General features: G+C 68.9%; 23 protein-coding genes and 1 tRNA gene. 13 read left to right on the forward strand and 11 right to left on the reverse strand.

The genetic code is table 11. The annotated features are described in order from the left end of the window. From AB7F93_RS01935 to AB7F93_RS01950, 4 genes are all read right to left on the reverse strand, one after another. The coding region (locus AB7F93_RS01935) for an NAD-dependent epimerase/dehydratase family protein (protein ID WP_428301195.1) at nt 1-625 on the reverse strand (625 nt) is incomplete at its 3' end. Between the two features lie 26 nt (nt 626-651). Then, on the reverse strand, nt 652-1,920 hold the full coding sequence (locus AB7F93_RS01940; protein WP_428301196.1) for a nucleotide sugar dehydrogenase: 1,269 nt from the start codon (nt 1,918-1,920) through the stop codon (nt 652-654). Between the two features lie 211 nt (nt 1,921-2,131). Continuing rightward, a tRNA-Pro gene (locus tag AB7F93_RS01945) sits at nt 2,132-2,208 on the reverse strand. Between the two features lie 41 nt (nt 2,209-2,249). Further along, nucleotides 2,250-3,227: a polyprenyl synthetase family protein gene (locus tag AB7F93_RS01950; protein ID WP_428301197.1), complete on the reverse strand. Its 978-nt coding sequence runs from the start codon at nt 3,225-3,227 to the stop codon at nt 2,250-2,252. Between the two features lie 164 nt (nt 3,228-3,391). On the opposite strand from AB7F93_RS01950, the gene rplU reads away from it, so the two are divergent. The 4 genes from rplU (at nt 3,392) to proB (ending at nt 6,198) form a co-directional block, all read left to right on the forward strand. Next, nucleotides 3,392-3,706: a 50S ribosomal protein L21 gene (gene rplU, locus AB7F93_RS01955; protein ID WP_428301198.1), complete on the forward strand. Its 315-nt coding sequence runs from the start codon at nt 3,392-3,394 to the stop codon at nt 3,704-3,706. A gap of 25 nt (nt 3,707-3,731) precedes the next feature. Then, a complete protein-coding gene (gene rpmA, locus AB7F93_RS01960; protein ID WP_428301199.1) occupies nt 3,732-3,992 on the forward strand; it encodes a 50S ribosomal protein L27 in 261 nt (86 codons plus the stop codon). A 65-nt stretch (nt 3,993-4,057) separates the two neighbouring features. Continuing rightward, a complete protein-coding gene (cgtA, locus tag AB7F93_RS01965; protein ID WP_428301200.1) occupies nt 4,058-5,083 on the forward strand; it encodes an Obg family GTPase CgtA in 1,026 nt (341 codons plus the stop codon). Continuing rightward, complete coding sequence (gene proB, locus AB7F93_RS01970; protein WP_428301201.1) at nt 5,080-6,198, forward strand: glutamate 5-kinase; 1,119 nt, start codon at nt 5,080-5,082, stop codon at nt 6,196-6,198. Before cgtA ends, proB begins: the two co-directional genes overlap by 4 nt. 107 nt (nt 6,199-6,305) lie before the next feature. On the opposite strand, the gene rpsT is transcribed toward proB, so the two are convergent. Further along, nucleotides 6,306-6,578 carry a 30S ribosomal protein S20 gene (gene rpsT / locus AB7F93_RS01975; protein ID WP_428301202.1) on the reverse strand — a complete coding sequence of 91 codons (273 nt, stop codon included), beginning with the start codon at nt 6,576-6,578 and terminating at the stop codon, nt 6,306-6,308. A 98-nt stretch (nt 6,579-6,676) separates the two neighbouring features. Between rpsT and murJ the strand changes: the two genes are divergently transcribed. The 5 genes from murJ to lspA all read left to right on the forward strand — a co-directional run bounded on the left by murJ (nt 6,677) and on the right by lspA (nt 13,134). Then, nucleotides 6,677-8,200, forward strand: a complete 1,524-nt coding sequence (murJ, locus tag AB7F93_RS01980; protein WP_428301203.1) for a murein biosynthesis integral membrane protein MurJ — start codon at nt 6,677-6,679, stop codon at nt 8,198-8,200. Nucleotides 8,201-8,278: 78 nt separating this feature from the next. Further along, a complete protein-coding gene (locus AB7F93_RS01985) occupies nt 8,279-8,689 on the forward strand; it encodes a DUF2203 domain-containing protein (RefSeq protein WP_428301204.1) in 411 nt (136 codons plus the stop codon). Nucleotides 8,690-8,729: 40 nt separating this feature from the next. Continuing rightward, nucleotides 8,730-9,668, forward strand: coding sequence for a bifunctional riboflavin kinase/FAD synthetase (ribF, locus tag AB7F93_RS01990; RefSeq protein WP_428301205.1), 939 nt, complete (start codon nt 8,730-8,732; stop codon nt 9,666-9,668). Between the two features lie 128 nt (nt 9,669-9,796). Beyond that, nucleotides 9,797-12,667: an isoleucine--tRNA ligase gene (ileS, locus tag AB7F93_RS01995; RefSeq protein WP_428301466.1), complete on the forward strand. Its 2,871-nt coding sequence runs from the start codon at nt 9,797-9,799 to the stop codon at nt 12,665-12,667. Continuing rightward, nucleotides 12,667-13,134, forward strand: coding sequence for a signal peptidase II (lspA, locus tag AB7F93_RS02000; protein WP_428301206.1), 468 nt, complete (start codon nt 12,667-12,669; stop codon nt 13,132-13,134). Before ileS ends, lspA begins: the two co-directional genes overlap by 1 nt. A 9-nt stretch (nt 13,135-13,143) precedes the next feature. On the opposite strand, the gene AB7F93_RS02005 is transcribed toward lspA, so the two are convergent. The 4 genes from AB7F93_RS02005 to AB7F93_RS02020 are packed head-to-tail and all read right to left on the reverse strand — an operon-like array spanning nt 13,144 to nt 16,256. Beyond that, a complete protein-coding gene (locus AB7F93_RS02005; RefSeq protein ID WP_428301207.1) occupies nt 13,144-13,962 on the reverse strand; it encodes an SDR family oxidoreductase in 819 nt (272 codons plus the stop codon). Nucleotides 13,963-13,971: 9 nt separating this feature from the next. Further along, nucleotides 13,972-14,895 (reverse strand): DMT family transporter, encoded by a 924-nt coding sequence (locus AB7F93_RS02010; protein WP_428301208.1) that lies wholly within the window; start codon nt 14,893-14,895, stop codon nt 13,972-13,974. Nucleotides 14,896-14,899: 4 nt separating this feature from the next. After that, nucleotides 14,900-15,853 (reverse strand): homoserine kinase, encoded by a 954-nt coding sequence (locus AB7F93_RS02015; protein ID WP_428301209.1) that lies wholly within the window; start codon nt 15,851-15,853, stop codon nt 14,900-14,902. Nucleotides 15,854-15,866: 13 nt separating this feature from the next. Next, a complete protein-coding gene (locus AB7F93_RS02020) occupies nt 15,867-16,256 on the reverse strand; it encodes a DUF2782 domain-containing protein (RefSeq protein ID WP_428301210.1) in 390 nt (129 codons plus the stop codon). A 121-nt stretch (nt 16,257-16,377) separates the two neighbouring features. Here AB7F93_RS02020 and polA point away from each other — a divergent pair, with 121 nt between their 5' ends. The 3 genes from polA to AB7F93_RS02035 all read left to right on the forward strand — a co-directional run bounded on the left by polA (nt 16,378) and on the right by AB7F93_RS02035 (nt 21,606). Continuing rightward, nucleotides 16,378-19,104, forward strand: a complete 2,727-nt coding sequence (polA, locus tag AB7F93_RS02025; RefSeq protein WP_428301211.1) for a DNA polymerase I — start codon at nt 16,378-16,380, stop codon at nt 19,102-19,104. 49 nt (nt 19,105-19,153) lie between these two features. Further along, nucleotides 19,154-20,623, forward strand: a complete 1,470-nt coding sequence (locus AB7F93_RS02030) for an aldehyde dehydrogenase family protein (protein ID WP_428301212.1) — start codon at nt 19,154-19,156, stop codon at nt 20,621-20,623. A 143-nt stretch (nt 20,624-20,766) separates the two neighbouring features. Then, nucleotides 20,767-21,606: an SDR family NAD(P)-dependent oxidoreductase gene (locus tag AB7F93_RS02035; protein WP_428301213.1), complete on the forward strand. Its 840-nt coding sequence runs from the start codon at nt 20,767-20,769 to the stop codon at nt 21,604-21,606. Between the two features lie 123 nt (nt 21,607-21,729). Here the strand turns inward: AB7F93_RS02035 and AB7F93_RS02040 are convergent, their stop codons facing one another. Then, on the reverse strand, nt 21,730-22,932 hold the full coding sequence (locus tag AB7F93_RS02040; protein WP_428301214.1) for a hypothetical protein: 1,203 nt from the start codon (nt 22,930-22,932) through the stop codon (nt 21,730-21,732). 253 nt (nt 22,933-23,185) lie between these two features. Beyond that, complete coding sequence (corA, locus tag AB7F93_RS02045) at nt 23,186-24,259, reverse strand: magnesium/cobalt transporter CorA (protein ID WP_428301215.1); 1,074 nt, start codon at nt 24,257-24,259, stop codon at nt 23,186-23,188. Nucleotides 24,260-24,387: 128 nt separating this feature from the next. Here corA and AB7F93_RS02050 point away from each other — a divergent pair, with 128 nt between their 5' ends. After that, a complete protein-coding gene (locus tag AB7F93_RS02050) occupies nt 24,388-26,166 on the forward strand; it encodes an assimilatory sulfite reductase (NADPH) flavoprotein subunit (protein WP_428301216.1) in 1,779 nt (592 codons plus the stop codon). Nucleotides 26,167-26,269 lie beyond the last annotated feature (103 nt).

The following is a 26,269-nucleotide window of genomic DNA, read 5'->3' on the forward strand; positions in this document are numbered from 1 at the left end:
ACACGTCGATCGGCTCGCCGGCGAGGATGGCGCGCGTGAACAGGAACAGCGCCATGTCCGGCCGGCCCCACGGGCCATAGACGGTGAAAAACCGCAGCCCGCTCACCGGCAGCCGGTACAGGTGCGCGTAACAGTGCGCCATCAGCTCGTTGGAGCGCTTGGTGGCGGCGTACAGGCTCAGCGGGTGGTCGGCGAGGTCGTGCTCCGAGAACGGCAGCCTGGTATTGGCGCCGTAGACGGAGCTGCTGGAGGCGTACACCAGGTGCTCGACCGCGCTGTGGCGGCAGCCTTCCAGGATGTTCATGAAGCCGACCAGGTTCGAGTCGACGTAGGCGTGCGGGTGCGTCAGCGAGTAGCGCACGCCGGCCTGGGCGGCCAGATGAATCACCCGCTGCGGGCGCGTGTCGGCGAACAGCCGCTCCATGGCGGCGCGGTCCTGCAGGCTGACGCGCGCCTCGGTGAAGCCGGCGCGCGGCGTCAACCGCGCCAGACGCGCCAGCTTGAGGTTGACGTCGTAGTAGTCGTTGACCTCGTCGAGGCCGATCACCTCGTGCCCCTGATCGAGCAGCCGGTGCGCCACGGTCGAGCCAATAAAGCCGGCCGTGCCGGTCACAAGAACGCGCATCGGCGCCATCGGAAACTGCCCCCCGCTCACAACCGCTCGTCCACAAGATCGCGCGGCAGCACGGACTTGATGTCGTACACCACGGCCTGCGGCGCCTTCAGCGCGGCAAGCTGCTCGGCCGTCAGGGCCGCGAACTGCCGGTGCGCAACCGCCAACACGATGGCGCTGTAGGCCCCGGCCTGCGGCTCACCGCACAGATCGATGCCGTACTCGTGCCGGCAGGCGGCCGCATCGGCCCAGGGGTCGTGCACGTCGACGCTCATGCCGAAGTCTTCGAGCTCGCGCACCACGTCCACCACGCGCGTGTTGCGCACGTCCGGGCAGTTTTCCTTGAAGGTGACGCCCAGCACCAGTGCCCGCGCCCCGGCCACCGGCAGGCGCCGGCGCACCAGCAGGCGCGCCACGCGGTCGGCCACGTAGCGGCCCATGCCGTCGTTGATGCGCCGCCCGGCGAGGATCACTTCCGGGTGGTAGCCGATCTCCTGCGCCTTGTGCGTGAGGTAGTACGGGTCGACGCCGATGCAGTGCCCACCCACCAGGCCCGGCCGGAACGGCAGGAAGTTCCACTTGGTGCCGGCCGCCTCCAGCACCTCGGTGGTGTCGATGCCGAGCCGGTTGAAGATCAGCGCGAGTTCGTTCACCAGCGCGATGTTGAGGTCGCGCTGGGTGTTCTCGATCACCTTCGCCGCCTCGGCGACGCGGATGCTGCTGGCGCGGTGGGTGCGCGTGATGGTGGCGTACAGCGCGTCCACGTAGGCCGCCGCCTCGGGCGTGGAACCGGAGGTGATCTTGGTCACCGTCTCCAGGCGGTGCTCGCGATCGCCGGGGTTGATGCGCTCTGGGCTGTAGCCGACGAAGAAATCGCGATTCAGCGTGAGGCCCGACTCGCGCTCCAGCACCGGCGCGCAGACTTCCTCGGTGGCGCCGGGGTAGACGGTGGACTCGTAGATCACCACGTCGCCGCGCTTGAGCACGCCGCCCAGCGTGCGGCTCGCGGCCAGCAGCGGCGAGAAATCGGGCCGCTTGTGGCCGTCGACCGGGGTCGGCACGGTGACGATGTAGGTGTTCCGATCGGCAAGATCGGCCCGATCGCAGGACAGGCGCAGCCCGCTCGCGGCGAGCACCTCGCCGCTCACTTCGCCGGTGGCATCGTGGCCACCGCCGAGCGCGGCGACGCGCTGCGCATCGATGTCGAAGCCCAGGGTCGATACACGGCCAGCCAGCGCCACCGCGAGCGGCAAGCCGACGTAGCCGAGACCGATCACGGCGACCTGCGCCTCGGCCAGGGTCAGCATCGTTGCCCCCTCACGGCTGCATTCCGCCAGGACTTCACGTTATTGCCATCCATCCACCTGCCCCTCGAATCTGGTCAAAGTGACACAGGGTAGCGGATGGACATGGCGGCGGCTTTACACGACCACACCACCGTCCACACAGCCGGCGACGCAGCCGCGCGTTCGCTTTGGCTGGCCGTGGCGTGAATGTGGGCTGGACTGTGGTTGCAACTGGTCGGGGTGAGAGGATTCGAACCTCCGGCCCCCGCCTCCCGAAGACGGTGCTCTACCAAGCTGAGCTACACCCCGATTGCAACACGCGCGCTAACCGCGTCGGCGGCCAGGCTTCTTCAAAAATCCCGGGAAACCGCAAACCGGGCGAGCCCCTGCAGGGCGGCCAGTGCCGGCGAGTCCGGCAGCCCGGAAAGGGCCGCCTCGGCGCGTTCGGCGTAGGTCTGCGCGAGCCTGGCAGTGTACGCGATGGCCCCGGTCGATTCAATCACGCCCAGCACCGCCGCGAAATCCGGCGCGCTGTCCGCGGCCAGTGCCGTGCGCAGCGTGGCGGCCTGCCGGGGACTTGCATTGCGCAATGCGTAGGCCAGCGGCAAGGTCGGGCTGCCCTCGGCCAGATCGTCACCCAGGTTCTTGCCGATGCGCGCCACGTCGCCGCGGTAGTCGAGCAGATCGTCGGCCAGTTGGTACGCAAGGCCGAAGTGCAACCCGTAATCGCCAAGCGCCTGCTGTACCGCCGCATCCTGCCCCGCCAGCAGCGCGCCGCAGCGCGTCGCCGCCTCGAACAGCGTGGCGGTCTTGCTGCGGGCGATGGCCAGGCACTGGTCCGGCGTCGCCTCGACGTTGCGCCGGTTCAGGTACTGCAACACCTCGCCTTCGGAGATCTGATTGGTGGCGGTGGCCAACACGTCCATGACGGCCGGCGAGCCCAGCTCCACCATCAGCTCGAACGAGCGCGAGTACAGAAAATCGCCGACCAGCACGCTGAGTCCGTTGCCGAAGCGGCTGTTCGCCGTCTGCCGGCCGCGGCGCAGGTCGGATTCGTCGACCACGTCGTCGTGCAGCAGCGTGGCGGTGTGTATGAACTCGACAATGGCCGCCAGCAGCCAGTGCTGGTCACCCGCGTAACCACAGGCACGCGCCGCCAGCACGGCCATCACCGGCCGCAATCGCTTGCCACCGCTGTGGATGATGTAACCGGACAACTGGTCGATGGTGGCGACCGAGGAGTGCAGGCGCTGCTCGATCAGCGTGTTGACGGCCACCATGTCGGTGGCGGCCGGCGCCAGCAGCTCGGCCAGGGAATTGGCAGTCATGCACGCATTGGAACGGGGGCCACGAAGCCGGCGGATGCTAGGTTTCGACGCCGCCCAGTGTCAAGCCATTTGACCCCGGGCGCCTGGCGGACCTAGAATCCACGCCCTTTTTTGGCCCGCGGGACGAGTGCGACCGCGCGGCGCATCTGCTTACGGGGAAAGTCATGTTTGCGGTAATCGAAACCGGCGGCAAGCAGTACCGGGTGGCGCAGGGTCAGGTGCTGAAGGTCGAGTTGCTCGACGGCGCCGTCGGCGACACGCTCACCTTCGACCACGTGCTGATGGTCGGCGCGGGCGCCGAGGTGAAGATCGGCCGTCCTTACGTGGAGGGCGCCACCGTCACCGCAGAGCTGCGCGCGCTCGGCCGCCACCCGAAGATCCGCATCGTCAAGTTCCGCCGGCGCAAGCACCACCAGAAGCAAATGGGCCACCGCCAGCACTACGCCGAAATCGCCATCACCGGCATCGGCGCCCCGTAACACGGCCTGACAGGAGCACCCACTCATGGCACACAAAAAAGCCGCCGGCAGTTCCCGCAACGGCCGCGATTCCGTTTCCAAGCGCCTGGGCGTGAAGCGCTTCGGCGGCGAGCACGTGCTGGCCGGCAACATCATCGTGCGCCAGCGCGGCACCGAGTTTCACCCCGGTGAGAACGTCGGCCTCGGCCGCGACCACACGCTGTTCGCGCTGATCGAGGGCCGCGTGCGCTTTCGCGTCGGCGGCGCCAAGAACCGCCGTTTCGTCAGCATCGAGCCGCTGGCCTGAGCCACCGGCTCGGCTAGCGCCAAAGCCCCGCTCCGGCGGGGCTTTGTGTTTATAGCGCCGTCATCATGCGATTCGTCGACGAAGCCACCATCACCGTTGCCGGCGGCAAGGGCGGCAACGGCTGCATGGCGTTCCGGCGCGAGAAATACATTCCCTTCGGTGGACCGGACGGCGGCGACGGCGGCGACGGCGGCAGCGTGTATCTGGTGGCCGATGAGGGCCTGAACACGCTGAGCGACTTCCGCTACCAGCGCGAATTCCGCGCCGAGAGCGGCCAGCCCGGCGCCGGCAGCAACCGCACCGGCCGGGCCGGCGCCGATTGCGAGATCAAGGTACCGATCGGCACCGTGGTGCGCGACGCCGACACGGACGAGCAGATCGGCGACCTCACGCGCCACGGCGAGCGCTTGAAAGTGGCCGCCGGCGGCTTTCACGGCCTCGGCAACACCCGCTACAAGAGCAGTATCAACCGCGCGCCGCGCCAGACGAGCCCCGGCAAGCCGGGCGAGCAGCGGCGCCTGGCGCTGGAGCTGCGCCTGCTGGCGGACGTCGGCCTGCTGGGCGCGCCGAACGCCGGCAAGTCGACCCTGCTGACCGCCGTCTCGCAGGCCCGGCCCAAGGTGGCCGACTACCCCTTCACCACGCTCAATCCGGAACTCGGCGTGGTGGAGGTCGACCGCATGCAGCGCTTCGTGATGGCGGACATCCCGGGCCTCATCGAAGGCTCGGCCGAGGGCGCCGGGCTTGGCACGCAGTTCTTGCGGCATTTGTCGCGCACGCGCTTGCTGCTGCACGTGCTTGATCTCGCGCCGGCTGATCCCGCCACCAAACCGGCCGACGAGGCGCGCAAGATCGTGGCGGAGCTCGAAGCCTTCGACCCCGACCTCGCCGCCCTGCCCCGCTGGCTGGTGCTGAACAAGGCGGACCTGCTGCCGCCCGAGGAAGCCGCCAAGCGGGCCAAGGAAATCGCCCGCACGCTGCGCTGGAAAGGGCCGCTGTTCGTCATCTCGGGCGCTACCGGCCAGGGCTGCCAGGCGCTGTGCGAGGCGGTGATGCGGCACCTGACGCAGGCCGCCGAGGCGCCGGCATGAACCGCGCGTCGTTTGCCGGCAGCGGCCGCTGGGTGGTCAAGATCGGCAGCGCGCTGCTCACCGCCGGCGGTGCCGGTCTCGACACGCAGGCCATCGCCGCGTGGGTGGCGCAACTGGTGCAGCTACGCGCGCAGGGCCGTCAGGTGGTGGTGGTGTCTTCCGGCGCGGTCGCCGAGGGCATGCGGCGTCTGGGCTGGCAGGCCCGGCCGGACGCGATCCATGACCTGCAGGCGGCCGCCGCGGTCGGCCAGATGGGGCTCGTGCAGGCCTGGGAAAGCTGCTTTCAGGCGCACGGCGTGCACACCGCGCAGGTGCTGCTGACGCACGACGATCTTGCCGACCGGCGGCGGTACCTGAACGCCCGCAGCACGCTGCGCACGCTGCTCGACCTCGGCGTGGTGCCGATCATCAACGAGAACGACACGGTCGCCTTCGACGAGCTGCGCTTTGGCGACAACGACACACTGGGTGGCCTGGTGGCGAACCTGGTCGAGGCCAAGCTGCTGGTGCTGCTCACCGACCGCGACGCCATGTACGCGGCCGACCCGGCACTCGACCCGCGGGCGGAGCGCCTGGCCACGGCCCACGCCGCCGACCCGGCGCTCGACGCCATGGCCGGCGGCGGCGGCCGGCTTGGCCGCGGCGGCATGCTGACCAAGGTGCGCGCGGCGCGCCTGGCGGCGCGCTCGGGCGCGGCCACGTGGATCGTCGGCGGCGGCATTGATGCCGTGCTGACCGAGCTCGCCCGCGGCGCCGACATCGGCACGCTGCTGCTGCCCGAACAGGAGCCGCTACAGGCGCGCAAGCTGTGGCTCGCCGGCAATCTGCACGTACGCGGCAAGGTCATGATCGACGCCGGCGCCGGGCAGGTGCTGCGCCAGGCCGGGCGCAGCCTGCTGGCGGTCGGCGTGACCGGGGTCGAGGGCGATTTCCGGCGCGGCGACCTGGTCGCCGTGGTCACGCCAGACGGGCAGGAGATCGCCCGGGGTCTGTGCAACTACGGCGCCGACGAGACGCGGCGCATCAAGGGCCTTGCCAGCAGCCGCTTTGCCGAGGTGCTGGGCTACGTCGACGAGGCGGAGCTGATCCACCGCGACAATCTGGTTTTGGTGTGAACCGGGTTTCTGCTGTGACGAGCCACCGCGTGCGGCCCGCAAAAACAGAAAAAGCCCGTAACGGGCTTTTTCTGTTTGCAACCACGCGCCCTGCGGAGCGCGCTGCCTCAGGCCGACTGGCGCAGCGCGAAGATGCGCTTGTTCAGGCGGCTCTTGTGGCGGGCGGCCTTGTTCTTGTGGATCAGGCCGCGGGCGGCCATGCGGTCCAGCAGCGGCACGGCGGTGCGGTAGTTCGTGGCCGCGGTGTCGGCGTCGCCGGCGCGAATGGCGGCCAGCACGCGCTTGACGGCGGTGCGCAGCGCGGAGCGGCGGCTGGCGTTGTGGGCGCGGCGATCATCGTTCTGACGCGCGCGCTTGATGGCTTGCGGGCTGTTGGCCACGGCGAAATCCCTGCTTCGAGAACCAAAAAAAGGCCGCGAACTATGCTCACCGAGCCCCCGTTTGTCAAGCCGCAGGCCGGCCTGCGGAGGGCCTGACCGTGCTGCGTTCCGCCGCCTCGGTGGGCATCGCCACCACCACCTCGCGCGTGCTGGGCTACGTGCGCGACACGGTGATCGCCACCAGCTTCGGTGCCGGGCCGGCGGCCGATGCCTTCTTCGTGGCGTTCCGCATCCCGAATTTCCTGCGCCGACTGTTCGCCGAGGGCGCATTCTCGCAGGCCTTCGTGCCGGTTCTATCCGAGTACCGCACGCAGCGCGACCCGGCGGAGGTGCGCGATCTGATCGCCCACACGCTCGGCACGCTGGGTGCCGTGCTGTTGTTGGTGACGCTGCTCGCCGTCGCCGCCGCGCCGCTGCTGGTATGGCTGCTGGCGCCGGGCTTCGGCTACGATGCGCAGCGCGCCGAGCTCACCGGCACGCTGCTGCGGATCACCTTCTGGTACCTGCCGCTGGTGTCGCTGGCGGCGGCGGTCGGCGGCGTGCTGAACACGTTTGGCCGCTACTTCGCACCGGCACTGACGCCGCTGTTCCTGAACCTGTCGATGATCGCCGCCGCCGTGTGGCTCGCGCCGACACTCGACGTGCCGGTGCTGGCGCTCGCCATCGGCGTCGTCATCGGCGGCTTGGCGCAGCTGCTGTGGCAACTGCCGCCACTGGCCGCCACCGGCAATCTGGTGCGCCCGCGGCTCGGCTTTGCGCACCCGGGCGTGCGGCGCATCCTGAAGCTGATGGGCCCCGGCGTGTTCGGGTCGTCGGTGGCGCAGATCAACCTCATGTTCGACACCGTGGTTGCGTCGTTTCTCGTCACCGGCAGCGTGTCCTGGCTGTACTACGCCGACCGCCTGATGGAGTTCCCGCTCGGCGTGCTGGCGATCGCGTTCGCCACCGTGATCCTGCCGCGCCTGTCCCGCCAGCACGCCGACGGCAATGGCGAGGCCTTCTCGCGCACGCTCGACTGGGGTCTGCGCTGGGTGTTGCTGGTCGGCGCGCCGGCAGCGGCGGCGCTGGGTGTGCTGGCCGGGCCGCTGCTCGGCACGCTGTTCAGTTACGGCGCCTTCGACACACACTCGGTGCACATGGCGCGCCTGGCGCTGTGGGCGTTCGCGCCGGGGCTGCTGGCCTTCATGGCGATCAAGGTGCTGGCGCCCGGCTTCTACGCGCGCCAGGACACGCGCACGCCGGTGCGTATCGGCGTGATCGCCATGCTGGCCAACATGGGCTTCACGCTGGTGCTGGTGTGGTCACTGAAACACGCGGGTCTTGCGGTCGCCACCAGCCTGGCCGCTTATCTCAACGCGTTATTATTGCTGCGCGGTTTGCGACGTAGCGGCGCGTATCGGCCGCAGCCGGGCTGGGGCGTTTTCGTGCTGCGCGTGGCGCTCGCCACGGCCACCATGACGGTGCTCCTGTGGCTGGGTGCGGGTTCGCTCGATGCCTGGCTCGCGCTCGGCGCGGGCGCCCGCGTGAGTCGGCTGGCGTTCTGGGTGGTGGCCGGCGCGGCGAGCTACGCGGCGGCGCTGCTGCTGCTGCGCCTGCCGCTGGCGCCGCTGCGGCATCCGTGATGCACCACCGGCAGGCAGCGCCCGGTGCTGGCCGCGTGCCCTATCCTTTCCCTCCCCTAGCCCAACCCTCCCCGCCGCGTGGACGACGACCTCCTTCGCATCGGATCACTGCAGGACACCCGCGTGTTCAGCCTGGCGGACGCGCAGGCGCTGTTCCCGCTGGTGCGCGGCATCACCCAGCGCGCGGCCGAGGCGCTGGCGCCGGTGCAGCGGCAACTGAAGGTGCTGCCGCGGCGCACGCCGGAGCTGCAGGCCGCCGAGGAGCGCTACCAGACGCTCGTCAACGGCTGGGTGAACAAGATGCGCCGCCTGGGTCTGGTGGTGAAGGGCCTGTGGCTGGTCGATTTCGACACCGGCGACGGCTACCTGTGCTGGAAGTACCCCGAATTGAAACTCGGCCACTACCACGGCTACGACGAGGGCTTCGCCGGCCGCCGGCCGCTGGCCGACGTGCTGGCCACGCTCGACCCCGACTGGGCGCGCTACTGAGCCGCGCCCGCCCCGTGACATTCGCCCTGTGGATTTGCGCGTGGAACTGATCCGCGGCCTGCACAACCTGCGCCCCCGGCACCGCGGCAGCGTGGTCAGCATCGGCAACTTCGACGGCGTGCACCGCGGCCATCAGGCCATCGTGGCGCGCCTGCGCGAGCACGCCGCCCGGCTCGGCCTGCCGGCGCGGGTAGTGCTGTTCGAGCCGCAACCGGTGGAGTTCTTTCGCCCGCAGGCGGACGAGCCGCGCCTGATGCGGCTGCGCGAAAAGCTGGCCGCGCTTGCCGGGCTCGACGTCGACGGCGTGCTGTGCCTGCGTTTCGATCGGCACCTGGCCGACATGCCGCGCGAGACCTTCGTCGACCGCCTGCTGGTGCAGGGCCTTGGCGCGCGCCACTTGGTAGTGGGGCCGGATTTCCGCTTCGGCCACCGGCGGCTTGGCGATATCGACTATCTGACTGCAGCCGGCGCCGAAGCCGGCTTCGGCGTGGAAGTGGTGCCGCCGCTGCAAATCGATGGCGAGCGCGTCAGCAGCACGGCCGTGCGCCAGCATCTGTCGGCGGGCGATCTCGACGGCGCGGCGCGCCTGCTGGGGCGGCCGTACACGCTGCACGGACGCGTCAGCCACGGCGATGCGCGCGGGCGGACCATCGGGTTTCCCACGCTGAACCTGCCGTTGCATCGCAAGGCGGTGAGCCTGCGCGGCGTGTTCGCGGTGCGCGTGGCGGGGCTGGCCGCAACGCCGCTGCCGGCGGTCGCGAACCTCGGCTGGCGGCCGACCGTGAACGGCACCTACCCGCTGCTCGAAGTGCACGTGCTCGATTTCAGCGGCCAGGTGTACGGCCGCCAGGTGCGGGTGGAATTCGTGCGACGCCTGCGCGACGAGCAGCGCTTCGATGGCCTGGACGCACTGCGCCGACAGATCGACGACGACGTGCGCGCCGCCCGCGCCGTGTTTGACGATATAAGGCCTGAATAAGTCCATCCCGGATTTCTCAGGCCACGGAAACCGAAAATGGGATTTTCGATTTCCTTCATCTTCGCCCTGTTGCCGGGGTCGACGATGGCGGCGCATCCCTGTGCCACAGCACCGTGAACGACATCTCCATGACCGACTACAAAGCGACGCTGAACCTGCCGCAGACCGATTTTCCGATGCGCGGCAACCTGCCGCAGCGCGAGCCGCAGACGCTCGCCCGCTGGCAGGAAATGGGCATCTACCAGCGCCTGCGCGATGAGCGTGCCGGCCAGCCGCGGCGTGTGCTGCACGACGGCCCGCCCTACGCCAACGGCGACATCCACATCGGCCACGCCGTCAACAAGATCCTGAAGGACATCATCGTCAAGGCGTGGACGCTCGACGGCGCCGACGCGCCCTACGTGCCGGGCTGGGATTGCCACGGCCTGCCCATCGAGCACGTGGTCGAAAAGAAACTCGGCAAGCCGGGCGACAAGGTCAGCGCCAACGAATTCCGCGCCGCGTGCCGGGAGTACGCGCAAAAGCAGGTGGCCGGCCAGAGCGCCGACTTCGTGCGCCTGGGCGTGATCGGCGACTGGGCCGACCCCTACCTCACCATGGCGCCCAGGACCGAGGCCGACATCCTGCGCGCGCTCGGTCGGATCATCGAAAAAGGCTACGTCTCGAAGGGCGAGCGGCCGGTGCACTGGTGTCTTGACTGCCGCTCGGCGCTCGCCGAGGCCGAGGTGGACTACCAGGACAAGACCTCGCCGGCCGTGGACGTGCGCTTTGCCGTGGAGGACCGCGACAAGGCGCTCGCCGCGTTTGGCGCGCCGGACGATGGCCGGCCGCTCAGCCTGCCCATCTGGACCACCACGCCGTGGACGCTGCCGGCCAACCAGGCCGTCGCCCTCAACGCCGGTATCGAATACGGCCTCTACGACACCGGCGCCGAGCGGCTGATCCTGGCGGTCGATCTTGCGCAGACCGCGCTCGCCCGCTACGACCTCGCCGGCGCACGCGAACTTGGCCGCTGCGCGGGTCAGGCGCTGGACGGCGTCGCGCTGCGTCATCCCTTCCTCGACCTCACCGTGCCGGTGATCCTCGGCGATCACGTCACCACCGAGGCCGGCACCGGCGCCGTGCACACCGCGCCCGGCCACGGCGCGGACGACTTCGCCGTCGGCCGGGTGTACGGCCTCAAGGTCTACAACCCGGTCGGCAGCGACGGCCGCTTCCTGCCCGGCACGCCGTATGTCGAAGGCCAGCAGGTATTCGTGGCCAACAAGGCCATCATCGAACTGCTGCGCGAGCGCCATGCGCTACTCGCCGACCGGCCGCTGCAACACAGCTACCCGCACTGCTGGCGCCACAAGACCCCCACCATCACGCGCACCACGCCGCAGTGGTTCATTTTGATGGATCGAAAAGAGCATCCTGATCTTGATGACTCCGCGGATTCTTCAAGTCAACACGATGGCGAAGAGCAGAAGCAACAAACCCTGCGCGAGGGCGCTCTGAAGAGCATAGGGGCAACCAAATGGATCCCCGATTGGGGCAAGGCGCGCATCCACGGCATGATCGAAAACCGCCCCGACTGGTGCATCTCGCGCCAGCGCGTGTGGGGCGTGCCGATCGCGCTGTTCGTGCACCGCGTCAGCGGCGAGCTGCATCCCAATACCAAGAACCTCATCGAAGAAGTCGCCAAGCGCATCGAGCAGCGCGGCATCGAGGCCTGGTTCGATCTCGATCCCGCCGAGCTGCTGGGCGCCGAGGCGGCCGACTACGACAAGGTGCCGGACATTCTCGACGTGTGGTTCGACTCCGGCGTCACGCACTACAGCGTGCTCAAGCGCCCGGAGCTTGGCTTTCCGGCCGCGCTGTACCTCGAAGGCTCCGACCAGCACCGCGGCTGGTTCCATTCCTCGCTGCTCACCTCAGTCGCGCTGAACGGCCGGGCACCCTACGACGGCGTCCTCACGCACGGCTTCACCGTGGACGCGGCCGGCAAGAAGATGTCGAAGTCGGCCGGCAACGTCATCGCGCCGCAGAAGGTGATCAGCCAGCTCGGCGCCGACGTGCTGCGCCTGTGGGTGGCGAGCACCGACTACAGCGCCGAGATGTCGATCTCGGACGAGATCCTCGCCCGCACCGCGGATGCCTACCGGCGTATTCGCAACACGGCGCGCTTTCTGCTGGCGAACCTCGCGGGCTTCACGCCGGATACGGACGCGGTGCCGGTGGGCGAGTTGGTCGCGCTCGACCGCTGGCTGCTGCGCCGCGCCGCTGCGCTCAATGCCGAACTGCGGGCCGACTACGCCGCCTACCAGTTCCACGAGGTGAGCCGCAAGGTGCACCACTTCTGCGCCGTGGACCTCGGGGCCTTTTACCTGGACGTGATCAAGGACCGCCAGTACACCGGCAAGGCTGACGGCCTGCCGCGGCGCTCGGCGCAGACCGCCATGTACCACGTGCTGGAGCTGCTGGTGCGCTGGCTCGCGCCCATCCTGAGCTTCACCGCCGAGGAAATCTGGGGCTGCGTGCCGGGCCCGCGCGCCGACAGCGTGCTGCTCGCCGAGTGGTACGCGCTGCCGGAGCTGCCGGCCGATACCGCGGACCGCCTCACGCCAGCCGACTGGGAGCGCGTGCGCGCCATCCGCGACGCGGTTAACCGCCAGCTCGAACCCCTGCGCGTTGCGGGCGACATCGGCTCGTCACTGGATGCCGAGGTGGACCTCTACGTCGAGGACACCGACGCCGCCCTGCTCGGCAAGCTCGGCGAGGAGTTGCGCTTCGTGCTGATCTGCTCCTATGCGCGCGCTCACTCGGCAGCGGCGCGGCCACAGGGCGCCGCCGTGGACGGTGGCCTCTGGATCGCCGCCCGCGCCAGCGAACACCCCAAGTGCGTGCGCTGCTGGCATCACCGGGAGGACGTCGGCACGCACGCGGAGCACCCGGAACTGTGCGGCCGCTGCGTGCAGAACGTGGCCGGACCCGGCGAGACGCGCCTGTGGGCCTGATGCGGGCGCGGCTTGCGCTCGCCGCGCTGGTGCTGGTGCTGGATCAGGCGAGCAAGCTCGCCGTGCTGCGGCTGATCGAGCCGTATCAGACGATTCCCGTCATCCCCGGCTTCAACCTCACGCTCGCCTTCAACCGCGGCGCGTCGTTCAGCTTTCTGGCCGACGCCGGCGGCTGGCAGCGCTGGCTGTTCAGCGCCATCTCCGTGGCCGCGAGTGTGGTCATCGTGGTGTTGCTGCGGCGCACCGCGCCGGGCGATCGGCTGAACGGCATCGGCCTGTCACTGGTGCTCGGCGGCGCCGTCGGCAACCTGATCGACCGCCTGTGGCTTGGCCACGTGGTGGATTTTCTGGACGTCTACTACGGCGCATCGCACTGGCCGGCCTTCAACGTGGCCGATAGCGCCATCACGGTCGGCGCGGCGCTGCTCATCCTCGGCATGCGGCACAAGGAACACGCCGCGGCCTGAGCGGGCGCGTCAATCCAGAAACAAATCAAGCAGCGGATCGCGGCCGGGCTCGACGGCGTAGGCGTCGAAATCGGTCACGCCTGCCTGCGCCAGCACCGCCTCGTCGATGAAGCAGTTGCCCGTCAGCTCGCGGCTGCGGCGGGTCAGGATCCAGTGCGCCGCGTCGGCGACGATCTCCGGCCTGCGACACGCGCCGGCGTCGACGCCGGGCAGCAGGTCGATGGCTGAGGTCGCAATCACCGTGCGCGGCCACAGCGCATTCGCCGCCACGCCGCGTTCGCGAAACTCCTCGGCGAGTGCCAGCGTGACCAGCGTCATGCCGTACTTGCTGGTGGTGTAGGCCGGGTGCGGCGCCAGCCAGCGCGGCTCGAAGTTGAGCGGCGGGGACAGCGTGAGAACGTGCGGGTTCTCCGCCCGCAGCAGGTGCGGCAGGCAGGCGCGCGTGGTCACCCAGGTGCCGCGCAGGTTTATGTCGACCATCAGGTCGAAGCGCTTCACCGGCGTGTCGAGCGTGCCGGTCAGACCGATCGCCGACGCGTTGTTGACCACGATGTCGATGCCGCCGAAGTGCTGCGCGGCCTGCGCCACCGCGGCCACGACCGCGACCTCGTCGCGCACGTCCACCACCAGCGGCAGCGCCCGGCCGCCGGCGTCCTCGATCTCCTGCGCCGCGCTGTGGATGGTGCCGGGCAGCGTCGGGTGCGGCTGCGCGGTCTTGGCGGCGATCACGATGTTGGCGCCGTCCTCGGCCGCGCGCAGCGCGATCGCCTTGCCGATGCCGCGGCTGGCGCCGGTGATGAACAGCGTCTTGCCGTACAGGCTATCCATGCGCGTGCCTCAGGGGGTATGCGCCACCGCGCGCCGACGCAGCCACTGCGGCCCGAGCGCCGCGAGCAGGCTGCCGCCGACCACCAGCACCGCGCCGGCCAGTTGGTACTGGCGCATCGGTTCGTGCAGCAGCAGCGTCGACAGCAGCACCGCATACAGCGGCGTCATGTTCATGAAGGCCATCGCCTCGGCCGGTCCCATGGCCTTGACGCCGTAGTTCCAGGCCATGAGCGCGCCGACACCGACGAACACCGCGACATAGGCCAGCCCCGCCCACACCATCGGCGTGAGCTGCGGCGGCGTGTGCGCGGCTTCCCACGCGCCCCACGGGGCGACCATCAGCAACGACAGGGCGGACGTGATGACGGTGACCGACAGCACCGAGCGCGACTGCATGACCCCCCGGCCGATCACCGAGTAGCCCGCCCACATGACCACGCCGGCCAGCATGGCCAGATCCCCGGTGTTGAACTGCACCGCGCGCAACTGCCCGAGACTGCCGCCGGACATGATGACGGCGATGCCGACCAGCGACAGCACGGCGCCTACCCATTGCAGCGGACGCACCACGCTGCCGAGCGCGAGCCACGCCATGAGCATGGCCACCAGCGGGCCGGCCGAGTTCATCAGCGCGGCGTTGATGGCGTCCGTGTGGCGCAGGCCGAGATACAGCAGGCCCTGGTAACCCGCAACGCCCGTGAACGCCATGAAACACAGACGCCAGAAGTCCTGCCGCAGCGGCGGCTCCTCGCGACGCTTCAGAACCCGCACCAGCAGCACCAGCAGCGCGAGCGACAGCGCGCCGCGCAGGGTGACGATCAGGCCCGGCCCGACATGACCGCGCAGCGCGCGCCCGACCGTCATGTTGCCGGCCCAGAACACGCAGGCGAGGTTGATCCACAGGTGCGGCGCAAAACGCGCGAGGCCGCTCACGGCATCAGTCCGGCAGGATGGCGAGCGCCCGCCCGGGCGCGGCGATGCGCCGGCGCAGGATGCGCTCGAAGTGCGCCGGGTCCTTCACGTGCGTGATCTCGCCGGCGCGGGGGAAGTGCAGGTCGTACAGGCGCGACAGCCAGAAGCGCAGCGCCGCCGCGCGCAGCATGGCCGGTAGTGCCGCGGTTTCGTCGGCCGCCCATGGCCGGTTGCCGGCGTAGGCGGCGAGAAACGCCCGCGCGCGGGCGTCGTCGAAATCGCCGTCCGGCGCGATGCACCAGTCGTTCAGGCAAATCGCCACGTCGTACAGCAGGATGTCGTTGCAGGCGGCGTAGAAGTCGATCACGCCCGTGAGCCGGCCGTTGTCAAACAGCACGTTGTCGCGGAAGAGATCCGCGTGGATTACGCCGCGCGGCAGGCGGGTGGTGTCGAGCGCGGCCTGAAAGGCGATTTCCTGGTCGAGCAGAGCCGATACGTCCGCCGGCACGGTGCCGGCGAGCGCGTCCGCGGTGAAGCGCCACCACGCCGGGCCGCGCTCGTTGGCGCGGCGGCGGTGCACATGGCGGCCGATGCGGTGGATGCGCCCGAGCGCACCGCCCACCGCGGCGCATTGTTCGACAGTCGGTTCCGTGATGGCCCGACCGGACAGCCGCTCCACCAGCGCTGCCGGGCGCTCGGCGAGGCGGCGCAGGTAACCGCCGTCGTCGGCCATGATGGGCCGCGGGCAGGCCAGGCCGTGGTCGGCCAGCGTCACCATCAGTTCCAGGAAATATTCGAGTTCCACGTCCGCGTGGCGCTCGAACAGCGTCAGCACGAAGCGCCCGCCGCTGGTGGTGACGAAGTAGTTGGTGTTCTCGATGCCGTCGGCGATGCCCTGCAGGTCCAGCAGATCACCGACCGCGTAATCCTTCAGAAAGGCCGCAACATCGGCCGTTTCGACCCGGGTGTAGACCGACACGCAACCCCCGCCGTTACCAGCGCAGCAGCACCCAGCGCGGCGTTGGCGGCGGGTTCTTCACGTCGTTGATCTGCTGGCTGAACTGGCCTTCGCCATTCGGGTCGACCAGGTAATACGCCGGGCCCACCGCGGGCACCACCTTGACCATGTACACCCGACCGTTGATCGAGTACTCCTCGCGCGAGCCCTCGGCATCGCGCTTGATGGTCACTTCCGGGGATGGCGATTCGCCTTCCTGCGGCGCTACCTGGAGCTCCGGCGGCACCTCACTGCCGGCCGGCGGCGCATCGTTGCGTTCCTCCACCTGCAGCTCCGGCAGGGCCTCGGTGCCGGGCGGCGGAGCCTCCTCGGCGGCCTGCACCGCGGCGGCCAGCAGCAGGCCAATGAACAGCGCGCGACGCATGGGAGAAGCTCCTGAAATAACCAAAAACGCCTGCCTCAAGAATAGCACCGCGTTCCCGGCAGGCCGCAGCGCTACACTGCCGGCCGACCCGCTGCTTTGACCACCGCGACGCCCCAAGCGCATGCCCGAGTCCCCGCTGGTCGTCCTTGTGGACGGCTCGTCCTACCTGTTTCGCGCGTACCACGCGCTGCCGCCGCTGACCAACACCAAGGGCGAGCCGACCGGCGTCACCTACGGCGTCATCAACATGCTGCGGCGGCTGGAACGCGAGTACCCCGACGCCCACGTGGCGGTGGTGTTCGACGCCAAGGGGCCGACCTTCCGCCACGACACCTTCGCCGGGTACAAGGCGAATCGCCCGCCCATGCCGGATGACCTCGCCCGGCAGATCGCGCCGACGCTGGAGCTGGTCCGCGCGCTCGGCCTGCCGCTGCTGGTCATCGACGGCGTGGAGGCGGATGACGTGATCGGCACGCTGGCCTGCCGCGCCGCCGCGCGCGGCGACCGGGTGCTGATCTCGACCGCGGACAAGGACCTCGCGCAGCTGGTCGACGAGCGCGTGCATCTGGTCAACACCATGACCAACACCGTGCTCGACGTGGCCGGGGTGAACGAGAAATTCGGCGTGCCGCCGGAGCGGATAGCCGACTTTCTGGCATTGACCGGCGACACCGTGGACAACATCCCCGGCGTGCCCAAGGTCGGCCCCAAGACGGCCGCCAAGTGGCTGCAGGAATACGGCTCGCTCGACGGCGTGATGGCCAATGCGGACAAGGTCGGCGGCAAAGTGGGCGAGAACCTGCGCGACACGCTGCCTGCGCTGCCGCTGTATCGCGATCTGGCCACCGTCCGCTGCGATGTGCCGCTCGACATTGATCCCGACAACCTGAACCGCGCGGCGCCGGACCGGGACGCCCTGAGGGCGCTGTTCACGCAGCTCGAATTCAAGTCGTGGCTGAAGGAGATCGAAGCCACCGCGCCGGCGGTGGCGCCCGGTGCTGCGCCGGCGATGGCAGCCGAGCCGCTGCCGGCGCTCGACCGCGACGCGTACGAAACCGTGCTCGACCTCGCCGCGCTGGAACGCTGGTGCGAGCGCCTGGCGGCGGCGGACAGCTTCGCCTTCGATCTTGAAACCGACTCGCTCGACGCCATCACGGCGCGCATCGTCGGCGTGTCCTTCGCGTGCGAACCCGGGCAGGCCGCCTACGTGCCGGTGGGCCACGACTACCCCGGCGCGCCGGATCAGCTGCCGGCCGCGGCCGTGCTGGCGCGCCTCAAACCGCTACTCGAAGCCGACGCGCCGCGCACCATCGGCCAGGGCTTCAAGTTCGACTACACCGTGCTCGCCCAGCACGGCATCGCCGTGGCCGGCCCGGCGTTCGACACCATGCTCGAATCCTACGTGCTCGATAGCACCGCCAGCCGGCACGACATGGACACGCTGGCGCTGAAGCACCTCGGCCACACCACCATCACCTTCAAGGACGTGGCCGGCAGCGGCAAAAGCCAGATCACGTTCAACCAGGTGGATCTCGCCACCGCCACGCGCTACGCGGCCGAGGACGCCGACGTCACGCTGCGCCTGCACCGGCAGTTCTGGCCGCGCATCGAGGCCGAGCCCACGCTGCGGCGGGTGTTCGAGACCATCGAGATGCCGCTGCTGCCGGTGCTCTCGCGCATCGAGCGCCACGGCGTGCTGATCGACGCTGCGCTGCTGCGCCGCCAGAGCGGGGAACTTGCCGAATCCATGCAGCGCCTCGAAGCGGCCGCGTACGAGCTTGCCGGGCGGCCGTTCAACCTCGGCTCGCCACTGCAGATCCAGCAGATCCTGTACGACGAACAGAAGCTGCCGGTGCTCGGTCGCACGCCCAAGGGCCAGCCGTCCACCGCCGAGGACGTGCTGCAGGAACTCGCGCTGCACTATCCGCTGCCGCGCGTGATCCTGGAGCACCGCGGCCTTTCAAAGCTGCGCTCCACCTACACCGACAAGCTGCCGGCGCAGGTGAACCCGGCCACCGGGCGCGTGCACACGTCGTATCAGCAGGCCGTCGCGTCCACCGGCCGGCTGTCGTCGTCCGACCCGAACCTGCAGAACATCCCCGTCCGCACGGCGGAGGGCCGGCGCATCCGCCAGGCATTCATCGCGCCGCCGGGTCACAAGCTGCTGTCGGCCGACTACTCGCAGATCGAGCTGCGCATCATGGCCCACCTGTCCCGCGACGACGGGCTGTGCCGGGCGTTTGCCGAAGGCGCCGACGTGCACCGCGCCACGGCCGGCGAGATCTTCGGCGTCGGGTCGGACGGCGTGACGGTCGAGCAGCGGCGCGCCGCCAAGACCATCAACTTCGGCCTCATCTACGGCATGTCGGCGTTCGGGCTCGCCCAGCAGCTCGGCATCGACCGCGGCGCGGCGCAGCGCTACGTGGACCAGTACTTCGCCCGCTACCCCGGCGTGCGCGCCTACATGGACGCAACGCGCGAGCAGGCGCGCGAGCGCGGCTACGTCGAGACCGTGTTCGGCCGGCGTCTGTATTTGCCGGACATCCGCGCCGGCAACGCGCAGCGCCGCCAGTACGCCGAGCGCACTGCCATCAACGCGCCGATGCAGGGCACGGCGGCGGACCTGATCAAGCTCGCCATGATCCGCATCGACCGCTGGCTGCGCGACAATGGCGAACCGGCGCGCATGATCCTGCAGGTGCACGACGAGCTGGTGTTCGAGGTGCCGTCGGATCGCGCCGACGCCGTGCGGGCCGAGGTGACGGCGCTGATGACTGCCGACAATCCGCTGGGTGTGCCGCTGCTGGTTGAAACCGGCTTGGGTGCCAACTGGGACGAGGCGCATTGATGCGGCGCGTCTACACGAACGAATCCCCACCCGATTCCAAGCGAGGAGAATGTCCATGATCCCGTTCGAGAAACTCACCGCCCCGACGCGTCTGTTCATCAACGGCGAGTACCAGGACGCCGCCGGCGGCGCCCGCTTTGACAACATCAACCCGGCCACCGGGCAGTCGCTCGGCGGCGTGGCGAAGGGCTCGGCGGCGGACATCGATCGCGCCGTCAAGGCTGCCCGCGCGGCCTTCGAGGCGGACGCCTGGGCCGGCATGGCGGCGGCGGATCGCGAGCGCCTGCTGCACCGCTTCGCGGATCTGGTCGAAAAGAACGCCGAGACGCTCGCGGCGCTCGAAACCTACGACACCGGCAAGCCCTTCGGCGACGCGCGCAAGGTGGATCTGCCGCTGTCGGTGCAGACGCTGCGCTACTACGCCGGCTGGCCGAGCAAGCTGCGCGGCGAGACGGTGCCGGTGCGCGGGCCGTTCCTGACCTACACGCTGCGCGAGCCGATCGGCGTGATCGGCCAGATCGTGCCGTGGAACTTTCCGCTCTTCATGGCGGTGATGAAGCTCGCCCCGGCGCTCGCCGCCGGCAACACGGTTGTGCTGAAGCCGGCGGAACAGACGCCGCTGACGGCGCTGTATCTGGGCAACCTGATCAACGAGGCCGGCTTCCCGCCGGGCGTGGTCAACATCGTGTCCGGAATCGGCACCGAGGCCGGCGAGGCGCTGATCACGCACGCCGACGTCGACAAGGTGGCCTTCACCGGTTCCACGCGGACGGGTCAGCACATCATGCGCCAGGCCGCCGGCACGCTGAAGCGCATCAGCCTCGAACTTGGCGGCAAGTCGCCGCACATCATCTTTGCGGATGCGGACCTCAAGTCCGCCATGCGCGCCATCGGCGCGGCCATCTTCTACAACCAGGGCGAGGTGTGCATCGCCGGCTCGCGGCTGTTCGTGGAGAAGCCGCTCTACGAGCAGGCGCTCGCCGCCGCCAAGGACGCCGCCACACGCATGAAGGTGGGCGACCCCTTCGCCGAGGACACGCGCGTCGGCGCGCTGGTGTCCGAGCAGCACTGGAAGCGCGTGGACGAGTACGTGAAGCTCGGCGTGAGCGAGGGCGCGGAGGTGATCGCCGGCGGCGGGCCGGCCAACGTCGGCGGCTGCGGCTACTTCTACCAGCCGACCGTGCTGGCCGGCGTGCGCAACGACATGCGCGTGGCGCAGGAGGAAATCTTCGGCCCGGTGCTGTCGGTGATTCCGTTCGAGAATGAGTCTGAAGTCTTGGCACTCGCCAACGACACCCAGTACGGCCTGGCCGCCGGCCTGTGGACGCAGAACGTCGGCAAGGCGCACCGCGTGGCGCGCGCCATCAAGGCCGGCACCGTCTACATCAACGCCTACGGCGTGCTGGACGCCGCGGCACCGTTCGGCGGCTACAAGATGTCCGGCCTCGGCCGCGAGAACGGCGAGGAAGGCATCGCCATGTACACCGAGGTCAAGACCGTCTGGACCGGGCTCAAGTAGCAGGCAGAGCCATTCGCGGCGGGGCGCCGCTCCCACGGTGCATGAAGGCTGTGGGAGGCCCGCCCTCGGGCCGAATTCCTCGTCTTCTGACTGCACAGGCCACAACAATTCGCGGCGAGGGCGCCGCTCCCACAGCCCCGACAATGTGGGAGGAGCCCTCGGGCCGAATCATCGTCACCACCCAGCACGAGGGGCGACACGTGGACATCAACCTCAAAGGCAAGGTCGCAGTCGTCACCGGTGGCCGGCAGGGCATCGGCCACGGCATCACGCAGGCGTTTCTGGAAGCCGGCGCGAGCGTCGTGACCTGCGCCCGGGATGGCGCCGGGCTGGAGGCGGAAGTCGCCACATGGCGCGCCACGCACGGTGATCGCGTCGCCGGCATCACGGCCGACGTCGGCAAGGCCGAGGACATCGAGCGCCTGATGGCCGAGGCCAGGACCCGCTTCGGCGGCGTGGACGTGCTGGTCAACAACGCCGCGACGTCCGAGTCCGGCACGCTCGCGAGCCTGACCGACGCGCAGTGGCACAAGGAATTCGACGTCAAGCTGCTGGCCATGATCCGCACCGCCCGCGCCGCGGTGCCGCTGATGCTGGCCCGCGGCGGCGGCAGCATCGTCAACATCAACGCCATCTTCGCCCGCCAGCCGGACATGACGTTCTACGCGTCGAGCGTGGTGCGCGCCGGGTGTCTTTCCTTCACCAAGCTGCTGGCCAAGGAATACGCCGCCCAGGGCATCCGCGCCAACGCGATTGGCCTGGGGCTGGTCGAAACGCCGGCGTGGCAGGCCTGGCACGACCCGGCGCAGGGCAGCTACGCGGACTTTCTGACCTCCACCGCCGCCTACTACCGGGTGCCGATGGGCCGCATCGGGCAGGTGCGGGAAGTGGCCAACGTGGCGCTGTTTCTCGCGTCCGATGCGGCGAGCTACGTCACCGGCACGCAGCTCGACGTCGATGGCGGCATGGCGGCCTATCTTTAACGACTAAGGCCCGCGTCAGGAGCCGCTGCGACCGACTCGTCGCCCACGAGCGTCCGCGGGTCACTACAAAAAAAAATGGGGCGCCTCGGCGCCCCATTTCCTGCTCCACCTTAACCGCGGGATTCAGGCGATAACCCGGCCCGCACGGCGGCGCAGCAAAGCTCCGACCGCCAGCAAGCCACCCGCCATAAGGCCCAGGCTTCCCGGAGCGGACACCGGAGGCTTCGGCGGAATGAGCGGCACCATCCGGTCAAGGAATATCTGCTCAAAGCCGTTGTTAATGCTCTTGGCGGTGCAGTCTGCGTCCGACTTGAAAAGATTTGGATCACAACCCAGACGGAAGTCGACGTGCATCACTGCGGTCAAATTTTTTGCGGCGATCAACTCCGCAATCAGCGCGTTCAACTCCGGAAATACGATGGCGTAAACCGCTTGGTTGGCGCCTAGGTTGTGGTTGATGGGCGCCGAGATGTTGGGGTTGCCCGCATCGCAGGGCACCGGGATCGGTATAGCGGTATTAGTGGTCACGCAGATCTCACCGCCGGACAGCACGTAGTCGGTGTTGATGGTCGCGTCCGCGTCAAGGATGCTGTCGGCGTTGCCATCCGGGCCGCTGCCATCCGACGTGTAGTCCCCCACGTTGCCGAGGAAAGTTCCCCCTCCACCCTGACTCACCAGGTCATAGTTGCCGTTGTTGTTTGTGAAATCGAAGGTGCCGTAGGTCGTCAGGCCATCCGCGCTGGTTACGGTGATCTGCGCCCACGCCGCCAAGTTCTGGTTTGTGGACGCACCGCTATTGATCTGATTGTTATTGAAGAAGAAGACCGGCGCAGCGCCTTGCAGGAAGGTGTTCAAGGCGCCGATCGTGGTGTCCCAAGTATTAGCTTGGTCGCCCGTGAATACCGACACCTGCCCAGGATCGGCCTCCGGGTACTCCAGTGCCGGGTCCGCGTCCGTGTTCAGCCCGCCCGTCTGCATGAAGGGGGACGACTGGCTCGGCCCTTGTCCGGTCGGCATGGCATAGGCATTGTCCATGCCTTCATAGTTGATGGTGGTCTCGCCTCCGGCGCCCGTCGCAAGCACGATCGGTTCGTGGAGGTGCCCCACGCCGGACTTAACGAAGTAAGGACTCTGCGTCTTGCAGTCTTCACCGGTTGTTTGATAACAGGCAACCGGCAGCGAGTAGGACTGCGCGTCGCCGTACTGCACGTAGCCGATGCCGTTGAGGTCGAAGGCGGCGTTGGCAGTCGGCGCGATACCCGCCACCAACGGCGCCATGGCCAGCGCGAGGGGTGTGGCGAGCTTGAAGGGGGACTTCCTGTTCATGGAGTAAACCTAAGACTTTTCCGGATGGCGGCGGTTATAAAGCATTTTAGAGGCCGATAAAAACAATTTAATTTTCAATCAGATAGAAATAGTCCGTCGAGGCGGTTGTAAAAAATCCTGACACCGCCCCCCCCGATTGCGCGTCTCCGAGCCGGGTGACTCGGCCAAAGGGCCACAATTAACCAATTGAAAAATAATAAACACTTAGCCGATTGACCGATCTTGTAAAAAATGCTGACATCGGCCGTCCCGTTCAAAACCACCGCCGGCGCTTGAAGTACAACAGCATGGCCCCGGCCAACCCAAGCATCACCGCCCACAGGACGGGGTAGCCGTAGTCCCAGCGCAGTTCCGGCATGGCCCAGGGGCTGGTCTCGTTGACGCTGAAATTCATGCCGTACACGCCGACCACGAAGGTGAGTGGGATGAAGATGGTGGCGATCACGGTCAGCACTTTCATGATTTCGTTCTGACGGTTGCTGACGCTCGACAGGTACACGTCGAGCATGCCGCCCAGCATGTCGCGGTAGCTCTCGACCAGCTCGATGATCTGCACCGCGTGGTCGTACACGTCGCCAAAGTAGATGCGCGTGCGGTCGGCCACCTGCGGCAGGTCGCCGCGCGACAGGTTGGCGAGCACATCGCGCGCTGGCCACACGGCGCGGCGGATCAGCAGCGTCTCGCGCTTGAGCCGGTGCAGGTCGCGCAGCGCGTCCGGGCCGGGTTGGTCCAGCAGTTCGGTCTCCAGGTCCTCGATGCGCTCGCCGAGCGCCTCCAGCACCGGGAAGGCGTGGTCGACCACCGCGTCCAGCAGGGCGTGCGCCAGGCGGTCGGCGCCGGCGCGGCGCAGGCGCCCGCTCGGTTCGCGCAGTCGGGCGCGTACGCCGCCAAACAGATCTTCGGCACCGTAGTACACGCTGACCACGAAGTCCTCGCCCAGGAACAACGAGAAATCGTCGACCAGCGGCCGTTCGTCGCGCAGCGTCAGACAGCCCAGTTCCAGAAACAGGTGGTCGTCGAAGTCGTCGAGCTTCGGCCGCTGGCCGTGGTTCATCACGTCTTCGAGCGCCAGCGGGTGCAGGCCGAGCGCCTCGCCGACCCGGCGCAGCGCGCCCACCTCCGGCTGGCCGGCGAAGTGCAGCCACAGCACAGCGTCTTCGCGACGCAGCGCGGCCGGATCATCCGGCAGGCCGGCACTGTCGTGCAGCACGCCGTTCGCGTCGTAACTCAGACAGTGCACCACGGTTTCCGGCGCCACCGGCAGCAGGTGCAACTCGCCGGGCGCGCTGCCGGGCGGGGCGTATTTCTTGTGGAACAGGTCAATCATGGCGAAGCTCCGGCTCGGTCGGTGCGGCTTAAATTCCTTAATGGCATAAAAAAATAGAAAAATCTTCCTTCCGTAATATATCGACGCGTTCTTATGATGCCGGCCCTGCCGATTCTCCGCCGCCCGTCATGAATGCGCCCATCACCGCCGCCACCACGCCGCTGACCGACGCTCAGGCCGAGCGCCTGCAGGCGCTGGTCGCCGAGCTTTCATCCGCGCAGTTGCTGTGGCTGAGCGGCTACCTTGCCGCTCGTGCACAGTTCGGCGGCGAGGGGCCGATTGCGCGCGCGGCAAGCGCTGCCAGCACGCTCACCGTGCTGTACGGCTCCCAGAGCGGCAACGGCGCCAGGCTGGCTCGGCGTCTTGCGGAACTGGCACAGGCGCGCGGCCTGTCGGTGACGCTCAGCAGCACGGCCGACTACAAGCCTGCACGCCTGCGCGACGAGCGCATGCTGGCGCTGATCGTCAGCACCCACGGCGAGGGCGAGCCGCCCGACAGCGCGCGCGAGCTGCACGAGTACCTGCACGGGCGCAAGGCGCCGCGGCTGGAAGCCCTGCGTTACTCGGTGCTGGCGCTGGGTGATTCGAGCTATCAGTTCTACTGCCAGACCGGCAAGGACTTCGACGCCGCGCTCGAAAAACAGGGTGCGCAGCGGCTGCTCGCGCGCGTCGATTGCGACGTCGATTACGACGACGCAGCCGCGGCGTGGATCGACCAACTGGTCGGCGCGCTCGATACCGCGCCGGCGGGCAGACCATCGTCCGCACACGTGGCGAGCGTCGGCAGCACGCAATACGACAAGCGCCGCCCGTTCCAGGCCGAGGTGCTGGAGAACCTGAACCTCAACGGCCGCGGCGCGAACAAGGAAACGCGCCATGTGGAGCTCGCCGTGCCGGGCCTCGCTTACACGCCCGGCGACGCGCTCGGCGTGCTGGCGCAGAACAATCCGGCGCTGGTCGGCGAACTGCTGGCGGCACTCAAGCTGTCGGCCGACGCGCCGGTGGCGGTGGGCGAGGGCAGCCACCCACTGGCGCAGGCGCTGACGAGTCACTTCGAGATCACCGCGCTGACGCGGCCCTTCCTCGCCGGCTGGGCGGAATTGACCCAGAGCGCCAGGCTGCGCGGCCTGCTGGAGGACGGCAACGACGCCGCGCTGCGCGCGTATCTGGCCGGCCGGCAGATCATCGACGTGGTGCAGGAATTCCCGCTGCCGGGGATCGAGCCTGGGCAGTTCACCGGCCTGCTGCGCCGCCTGCCGCCTCGCCTGTACTCGCTGGCGTCGAGTCTCGCGGCCTGCCCGGACGAGGCCCACATCACCGTCGCCGCCGTGCGCTACGAGAGCCTCGGCCGACCGCGCGCGGGCGTGGCATCCACCTGGCTCGCCGACCACGTGCGGCCGGGCGACACGGTGCCGGTGTTCATCGAGAGCAACGAGAACTTCCGCCTGCCGGCCGACCCCGCGGCACCGATCGTGATGATCGGCCCCGGCACGGGCGTGGCGCCGTTCCGCGCCTTCTTGCAGGAGCGCGAGGCGCTGGGCGCGGGCGGTCGCAACTGGCTGTTCTTCGGCGACCGGCATTTCCACACGGATTTTCTGTACCAGACCGACTGGCAGGCCTGGCTGAAGAGCGGGCTGCTGACGCGCATGGATGTCGCCTTCTCGCGCGATCAGGCGGAAAAAATCTACGTGCAGCAGCGCCTGCGCGAACGCGCGGCGGAGCTCTACGCCTGGCTGCAGGACGGCGCGCATGTGTACGTGTGCGGCGACGCCACCGCCATGGCGGCCGACGTGCACGCGGCGCTGCGCGACGTCGTGGCCGGCGAGGGCCACCTCGGCGCCGAGGCGGCCGAGGAGTACCTGCGCGAGCTGGCACGCCAGCGCCGCTACCAGCGCGACATTTATTGATGGTGGGACGGCGCCGCAGGATTGGCGGCGCCGCGATGCGATCTGGCCGGGCATTCGGCCCGAGGGCGGGCCTCCCACAAATACCCCGTGGGAGCGCCGCCCC

The sequence above is a fragment of the Immundisolibacter sp. genome (genome assembly GCF_050250495.1).
Classification (GTDB): Bacteria; Pseudomonadota; Gammaproteobacteria; order Immundisolibacterales; family Immundisolibacteraceae; genus Immundisolibacter.